General features: G+C 64.0%; 9 protein-coding genes. 4 read left to right on the top strand and 5 right to left on the bottom strand.

Annotated features, from left to right (window positions below; genetic code table 11):
* On the top strand, positions 1–662 hold a 662-nt coding region (locus tag KHO18_RS27595), incomplete at its 5' end, for a chromate transporter (RefSeq protein ID WP_211944259.1).
* A 16-nt stretch (positions 663–678) separates the two neighbouring features.
* On the opposite strand, the gene KHO18_RS27590 is transcribed toward KHO18_RS27595, so the two are convergent.
* Entirely contained in the window at positions 679–1,107 is a 429-nt protein-coding gene (locus tag KHO18_RS27590; protein ID WP_144203537.1) for a VOC family protein, read from the bottom strand.
* 93 nt (positions 1,108–1,200) lie between these two features.
* On the opposite strand from KHO18_RS27590, the gene KHO18_RS27585 reads away from it, so the two are divergent.
* Positions 1,201–1,794, top strand: coding sequence for a TetR/AcrR family transcriptional regulator (locus tag KHO18_RS27585; RefSeq protein ID WP_144203535.1), 594 nt, complete (start codon positions 1,201–1,203; stop codon positions 1,792–1,794).
* Complete coding sequence (locus KHO18_RS27580) at positions 1,791–2,459, top strand: DUF2459 domain-containing protein (protein WP_244845147.1); 669 nt, start codon at positions 1,791–1,793, stop codon at positions 2,457–2,459. Before KHO18_RS27585 ends, KHO18_RS27580 begins: the two co-directional genes overlap by 4 nt.
* A gap of 69 nt (positions 2,460–2,528) precedes the next feature.
* Here the strand turns inward: KHO18_RS27580 and KHO18_RS27575 are convergent, their stop codons facing one another.
* A complete protein-coding gene (locus tag KHO18_RS27575) occupies positions 2,529–4,067 on the bottom strand; it encodes a catalase (RefSeq protein WP_144203533.1) in 1,539 nt (512 codons plus the stop codon).
* Between the two features lie 231 nt (positions 4,068–4,298).
* Here KHO18_RS27575 and KHO18_RS27570 point away from each other — a divergent pair, with 231 nt between their 5' ends.
* A complete protein-coding gene (locus tag KHO18_RS27570) occupies positions 4,299–5,780 on the top strand; it encodes an alpha/beta hydrolase family protein (protein ID WP_211944258.1) in 1,482 nt (493 codons plus the stop codon).
* Positions 5,781–5,839: 59 nt separating this feature from the next.
* Here KHO18_RS27570 and KHO18_RS27565 read toward each other — a convergent pair whose 3' ends face one another.
* From KHO18_RS27565 to KHO18_RS27555, 3 genes are all read right to left on the bottom strand, one after another.
* Complete coding sequence (locus tag KHO18_RS27565; protein ID WP_144203529.1) at positions 5,840–6,280, bottom strand: hypothetical protein; 441 nt, start codon at positions 6,278–6,280, stop codon at positions 5,840–5,842.
* Positions 6,281–6,390: 110 nt separating this feature from the next.
* Positions 6,391–6,831, bottom strand: a complete 441-nt coding sequence (locus KHO18_RS27560) for a hypothetical protein (RefSeq protein ID WP_144203527.1) — start codon at positions 6,829–6,831, stop codon at positions 6,391–6,393.
* 12 nt (positions 6,832–6,843) lie between these two features.
* On the bottom strand, positions 6,844–7,675 hold an 832-nt coding region (locus KHO18_RS27555), incomplete at its 5' end, for a M35 family metallo-endopeptidase (protein WP_211944257.1).

Here is a 7,675-nt window from a genome sequence, read left to right as displayed (position 1 = left end):
GGTTCCGGCCCGCGCAGGCGCAGCCGCATGCGGCGCTGGCGGTGCCCATCGGCCAACGCGCCGGCGCGGGCTTCCTGCTGGCGTTCGTTGTGCTGCTGGTGGCGCTGCCGCTGGCGCATCGGATGTTTCCGAGTCAGCCGCTGGCGCTGGTCGACGCCTTCTACCGGGCCGGTGCGCTGGTGTTCGGCGGCGGGCACGTGGTGCTGCCGCTGCTCCAGGCGGCCGTGGTGCCCACGGGCTGGGTCGATGGCGACACCTTTCTGGCCGGCTACGGCGCCGCGCAGGCCGTGCCCGGGCCGCTGTTCACGTTCGCCGCCTTCCTGGGCGGCGCGATGCGCGCGGCGCCTTCGGGCTGGGCCGGCGGCATGCTCTGCCTCGTGGCGATCTTCGCGCCATCGTTCCTGCTGGTCTTTGGCGCGCTGCCGTTCTGGGAGCGGCTGCGCCGCAACGCCGGCGCGCAGGCGGCGCTGGCCGGGGTGAACGCCGCCGTGGTCGGCCTGCTGGTGGCGGCGCTGTACGCGCCGGTCTGGACCAGCGCGATCCACGCCCCGGCGGATTTCGCGCTCGCGCTGCTGGCGCTGGTGGCCCTGGCCGCCTGGCGCCTGCCGCCGTGGGGCGTGGTGCTGGCCTGCGCGGCGGCCGGCTGGGTACTTGGCGGCTGAGGTGTCAACCGAGGCGTCAGCCCGGCAGCGCGCTGGCATCGTATAAAGCCGCGAACTCGGGGCTCGGCGGAATCGGCTGGATGATGTCCAGCATCACGCCGCTGGGGTCGACGGTGATGAAATGGCGCTGGCCGAAGGCTTCGTCGCGCAACGGCAGCAGGATCGGCAACCCCGCCGCCTGCATGCGCGCGTGCACCGCGTCCACATCCTCCACTTCGAAGTTGAGCAGCAGCCCGGCCGCCTGCTGGCCGCGCGCCGGAGCGGGAATCGTCTCATGCGTGCAGTCGAGAACGGCGAGGTTGGTGCGCGCGTCGGCGTTGGACTGCAGGTGCACGTACCAGTCGCTCTCGAACAGCGGCCGGAAATCCACGTGCTGCGTGTAGAACGCCACCGTCTCCGCCACGTTGGCGGTCATGATCACCGGGTAGTAGCTCGTTGTTTTCATCGCATGTCTCCGTTGTGGCGCGCCGGTCCGGGCGCGAATCGCATAACATACAGCCTGTATCTTTCCTGAATTTATAACATACAGGCTGTATGTATGCAAAGTAAAAAGACCCGTTCGAACCAGGAACGGACCGAAGCGACGCGCACTGCCCTGCTGTCTGCCGCACGCAAGCTGTTTGTTGAAAAGGGCTATGCCGCCACTTCCACGCCCGAGATTGCGGCAGCGGCCGACATCACGCGCGGGGCGCTCTATCACCATTTCGCGGACAAGCAGGACCTGTTCCGCGCGATCCTGGAGGACGAGGCGCGCGCCGTGGCCGGGGAAATCGAGCAGGCCGCGCCGGATGCACTGCCGGTGCGCGCGGCATTGATCGCCGGCAGCGAAGCCTATCTGGCCGCCATGACGGTGCCGGGCCGCACCCGCCTGCTGCTGATCGACGGCCCGGCGGTACTCGGCACCGAAGCCATGTTCGCGCTCGATGCCGCCCACGCGGGCCGCACGCTGCGTGAAGGTCTGGCGATGGCCGTCGGCCACGGGCTGCCCAACGGCACGCCGGTCGATGCGCTGGCCGCCCTGCTCTCGGCGGCCTTCGACCGCACCGCGCTGGCCATCGCGTCCGGTGCAGACGCCGACGCATTCCGCGCGGCGATGATCGGCATGATCGAACGCACGGTGGCGCCATCGTGAAGCGCACGTGGCGGTGGCTCGTCGGCAGCGCCATGGCCGCCACGCTGGCGGGCTGCTTTGCCACACCAGCCGCCACGCCAGCCGCCGCCCCGGTCACGCCCGTGACTACCATCGATGTGGTGGAGGGCGACTGGCACACCGAGATCTGCATCCGCACCGAGGATGCCGATGCGCGCCTGCTGCGGCTCACCGCTGGCTACGCGGGCTCGCGTTTTCTTTGTTTCGGATTTGGTGATCGTCAATTCCTGCTCAGCCGCGAGCGCGGCCCGATGACACTGATCTCGGCGCTGTTGCCCGGAGAAGGCGCCATCCTGCTGACAATCCTGCGTGATACCCCGGCGGCGGCGTTCGGCGCCGGGAACGTGGTGCGGCTCTCGCTCGACGAAGCCGGCATCTCGCAATTGCGCCAGTTTCTTGGGGATGCGGTGCAGACGGACGCGTCGGGCAAACCCATCGGGCTCGGCGATGGTCCCTATGAAGGCGGGTTGTATTTCGCGGCCACGGCCACCTACGCGGGCTTCTACACCTGCAATACATGGACCGCGCACGCGTTGCGCACGGCGGGCGTGCCGGTGCGCGGGCCGGTGTTGTTTGCCGATGGGGTCATGCGGCAGGTGCGGGAGATTGCGGCGGCGGCGGCGGCGGCGACACCGGCGGCGCCCTGAGACAGCTAGGTTGCAGGTCGCCGCATGATCGGGCCGCCGCCGTACTCCTACCGGCGTGGCGTCACACCATTAGTCCTTCAGCAGCGCGGCACGCCGTTGCACATCGGCAAGATCGCCGCTGACCGCCTTGGTCAGCCGTTGGCCATAGTCGGCATCGGCCTTGTAGAAGTGGCTCAGCATGATCTGTTTCACTTCCGCATGCTTCACCACGCCAAGGTCGGCCGCCAGGTTGCCGATCAGGTTCTCCTGCCCCGATTTGGACAACTTGCGATAGTAGTCGCCGGCCTGCGTGAAGTTATCCGTGCGGGCGATCGGCGCCTGCTGGGTCGTGCCGGCCAGCGGCGTGCGCGCAAAGCGATAGTGCGGGTTGTCGGAGTACGCTCCTGCCATCCGCGACGGCTGGTAGTTGATGTCACCCTTCGTGCCGCCGATGTCGCCGTGCCCGTCGCTGTTGTAGTTGCGTACCGGCACACGCGGCAGGTTGACCGGCAGCTTCTGCTTGTTGGCGCCAAGCCGGTACGTCTGCGCGTCGTAGTACGAGAACAGACGGCCCTGCAGCATGCGGTCTTCGGACGGCTCGATGCCCGGCACGAGGTTCGACGGCGCGAAGGCCGACATCTCCGAGGTCTCGAAGAAGTTCTCCGGCACGGTGTTCAGCGTCATGGTGCCGAGCTTGCGGAACGGCACGTCGGGCCAGACCTTGGTCGAGTCGAGCGGGTCGAATCGATATTTGCCGAGATCCTCGGGCTTCATCAGCTGCACGTAGAAGTCCCATTTCGGGAAATCACCACGCTGGATGGCCCCGAACAGGTCGCTGGTGAGGTTGTTGAAATCGGCGCCCTGGATCTTCGCGGCCTCTGCCCGGGTGAGATATTTCTCGCCCTGGCGCGGACGCCACTGGAACTTGGCGTAGTGCACCTCGCCCTTGGCGTTGATCAGCTTGTAGGCGTGCACGCTGTTGCCCTGCATCATCCGGTACGACGCCGGGATGCCGAGATCCGAATACAGCTGCGTCAGCATGTGGGTGCTCTCCGGCACGCTGCTGAAGAAGTCGAAGAAGCGGTTCGGGTCTTGCAGGTTGGTCACCGGCGACGGCTTCAGCGAGTGAACCATGTCCGGGAACTTGATCGCGTCACGGATAAAGAAGATGGGCGTGTGGTTGCCCACGAGGTCCCAGTTGCCTTCGTCCGTGTAGAACTTGGTGGCGAAGCCGCGCGGATCGCGCACGGTCTCGGGCGATCCCTTGCCGTGGATCACCGTGGAGAACCGCACCGTCACCGGCGTGCGTTTGCCGGCGCCGGCAAACACCTTGGCGGTGGTCAGATCGGAAAAGTCTCCTTCCGAGACAAATTCTCCCTGTGCTGCGGTGCCGCGTGCGTGCACCACGCGCTCGGGAATCCGCTCCCGATGGAAGCGCTGGAGCTTCTCGATCAGGTGGACGTCCTGCAGCAGCGTCGGACCGTTCGGTCCGGCGGTCTGGGAGTTCTGGTTGTCGCCGATGGGCGCGCCGTTGTCGCGCGTCATGGTTTGGGCACCGGCGGAGAGGGAAAACAGGGCAGCAAGGCCGTAAGCGACGGGTCTGAGTGCGAAACGTCTGAATCGAGCCATTTTGTGGGTCCTCGGAAATGCCTGAGTCAGGCAAGTGAGGGGGCGCCGCGCCATCTTAGGTGGCCCGCCTGCCACCGCGCCAATTGTGATGCTCAATGACCCTGATGCATTGCATCAATCGATGCGCCGCACCATTTCTTACACCCGTTTGAGATGTTGGTTGGCACGCGTGCCGGCGCTACAGTGACGCGGCTTCACTTATCGAATAAAAACGAATTCCAAGGAGACATCATGCATCGAGCTGTTTCGCAGGCAGCCCTGTTCGTCGTGGCCGGCCTCCTCCTCGCGGGATGCGGCGGGGACGACGATCCGCCCGCCCCGCCCGTCGTCGTCACCCCACCGCCCACGGTGCAGCCCGAGGATGCGCGGCCGCAGGACAGCCGCACGTTCACCATCGATACCGCCGCCATCACGCAGAAGCTCACGCCCATGGCGGGTGCGCCCGCCGCCGACCGCTGGTCCGGCGTGCTCGGCAAGGCCGGCTACATGGTCGAGGTGCCCGCCACCTGGAACGGCAAGCTCGTGATGTATGCGCATGGCTACGCCGGCACTGGCAACGCGCTCGACGTCAATCCACCGAGCATCCGCCGTCACCTGCTGGAAGCCGGCTATGCCTGGGCTGCATCGAGTTATTCAACGAATTACTATGACGTGCGGGCAGGCGTGGAAGACACGAACGCGCTCGCGCTGGCCTTCGTCGACATCGCCAAACAGAACGGCCGCACGCTGGCCGCACCGACGCGCGTGTACATCATCGGCCATTCGATGGGCGGCCATGTCAGCGCGGCGGCCGTGGAAGCCGAGACCATCGCCACGGCCAACCACAAGGTCACGTACCACGGGGCGGTGCCGATGTGCGGCGTGGTAGGCGACACCGAACTGTTCAACTACTTCGGCGGCTACCAGACCGCCGCCCAACTGCTGGCCAACGTGCCGGCCACGTCCTGGCCCGTGAGCAACTGGGCGCAGATCGTGTCGTCGGTACAGGCGGCGCTGTTCACCACCTACCCCGTCACCAACACGGGCCAGGGCGAGAAACTGCGCCAGATCGTCAAGAACCTGACCGGCGGCGAGCGGCCGATGTTCGCCATCGGCTTCAGCGGCAGCCCCGCCTCCAAGGGCCTGCAGGACGCGGTCTGGAGCACCTTCGGCCAGGACGGTACGGTCAACGGCGTGCTGACGCAGAACGTGGTGGACACTACCGGCCTGACCTTCCAGCTCGATGACGATGCCGCGCTGACGCCCGAGGAGCAGGCCATCAACACGTCGATCTTCCGCGTGAAGCCGGTGGCCGACGCCAACCGGCTGCGCCGCGACGGCCTGCGCTGGATTCCGAAGACCGCCGCGCAGATCAGCGTGCCGGTGCTGACGCTGCACACGCTGGGCGACATGTACGTGCCCTTCAGCATGGAGCAGATCTACAAGCGCCGCGCAGACGCCAACGGCACGGCGAAATGGCTGGTACAGCGCGCGATCCGGGGCATCAGCCACTGTGATTTCACCGTGGCCGAGCAGGTCCGCGCGTTTGACGACATGGTGGCCTGGGAGCAAACCGGCACCCCACCCGCCGGCGACGACGTGCTGACACCATCAGTAGTGGCCAACGCCAACTACGGCTGCAAGTTCACCGACAACACGCTGGGGGCGGACGACTCGGCATCCAACACGGCCCTGCGGCAGGGGGCGGCGGCAGCGGCGCCGTGTACGCCGTAGTCGGCTGGAAATGAAAACAGAGCCGTCGGGAGACGGCTCTGTTTGTCAACTAGCGTGGATTATCTGGCGATATTGTCGGAAGCTGGACAGCAGTAATTGGGGCACCGTGCCGCGACAGCAATCTCGACTGTGTGGAGCATTTGGTCGTCGGCTCCCCTCATGTCCGTGTGGCGGATCTGCGGAGGTTCAGCCAACGCGCTATCCGGCATACCCGAGTTCTTCAGCAGTCGCTGCACGTGTTCCACTCTCGTTTCGGCCATTTTACGGGTAACCCCATAGCCCTCCCACGCGACGATTATTATTGCGTCGAACCCCGAGGGAAAATACTTTCGCGTCTGGATCCGCCAATCCGCAAACCGCTTGACCTCCGTGGTCGAGAGCGTCGTCGAACCGGGAAGAAACTTCACTTCGTGCGTGGCTGCCGACAGACTGCAGGTGTGGGAACCAAAGCTTGTGAGCGTGAACGTTGCGATCACTGCGAGGCGCGTCAGGGTTTCCATTTGTGGTCTCCGGAGCCGTGCGGGAACATAGCCGACGGCCACCAGATTTTCTCGGCTGAACCGCTCGAAGAGCCGTCGGGAGATGGCTCTGTTTGTCGTGTTGGATTGAATCAGCGGACGACGTTGTCGGGGAGTGGTTCGAGGCTGCAACAGTAGTTGGGGCAGTGAGCAAGGGCGTCGATACGCACCACATCTGGCCCATCGGTTATTGATGCGGTATACCACGGCCGTATTTCCACCTCTTTCAGCGCATCCTGAGGCAGGCCGGAGTTCAATAACAGCCTCTGAACCTCTGAGATCCGCTTCTTCGCCATTTCACCGGTAATGCCGCGCCCTTCGAATCCCAAAAGGTAGACATCGAAGCCAGAATAGAATTTCTTGCGGGTGCCAACTCGCCATTCGGCAAATTTCTTGATCTGGTGGACTCCCACAGCTGTAGCGCCATTTTCGAAGTACACGGTGTGCTCCACTTCGAGCATATGGCAGGCGCCGGCATTGAATGTTATGGCGGCGAGAATTAATGCAACTGTAAGGCGACTCAAGGATTTCATCGTCCCCCTCCATTACCAGTTCGGAACGTCGGCGACATATGCAGCGATGTTATCGGCATTTTCAATGACGAATCTATTGCGGAGCTTCGCCAGCAGCCGGGCCGCCTTGATGCCAGAATAGCGATCTACCGTGTCCATTGCAGCGGGAAAATGGGAAACCTCATGAATAAAAACCGTGGTCATACTGCTGACATTTTCGATTATTCCTTGATAATTCCTCTTTTCCTCATGCAAATAACAAAACGTGGTGCCAATGAATATCGCAAACGTCTTATCGGACTTACAGACGCTCGCCCACGCCGGTTCATCGCCTTTCCCGGCGGCGGGCACACAGCCAACGCGCCGCACCGCTTCCTCACTAAAGCGCTCGAAATTTTTCTCGGTAAGCGATAGAGAGATTTTCCGAATTCTCGTGATTCCCTCACGCAAGCGTTTGCGAATGTCCGGCGTGGCATTCGTAAACCAGATGCGTACCTTATCCTTATCCGACTCGCTCCAGCGCGCCAGTTCCATCAAACGCGCCTCCATGTGTGCGACGGCAATATCCCGTACCCGCATGACCGCCGCATAGAATTCCGCGTTGGTCATATTGGGACAAATCATCGTCGGATCCGCCTCGTACGCGGCAAGACTCGCTGCGTCAGGCGTGGTTGTACGGCTCGCCAAATTGTTATGGGTGTACGGCATTTTCGAATCGGCGCCCGCCGCCGCGCCCTTCACATTGCCGCTGACAACCTCCGACGACATCGTGTACTGCGATGCAAACACCCGTGGCTTTTCCTTGCATTGGCAATACACGCGCGCGCCTTCCACCAGCACGGATTTCCCCATGTCGGTCCAGCGT

Source organism: Cupriavidus campinensis, assembly GCF_905397395.1.
Classification (GTDB): Bacteria; Pseudomonadota; Gammaproteobacteria; order Burkholderiales; family Burkholderiaceae; genus Cupriavidus; species Cupriavidus campinensis.
Note: the sequence above shows the minus strand (reverse complement) of the source record. Positions and strands in the feature narration are given on the sequence as shown.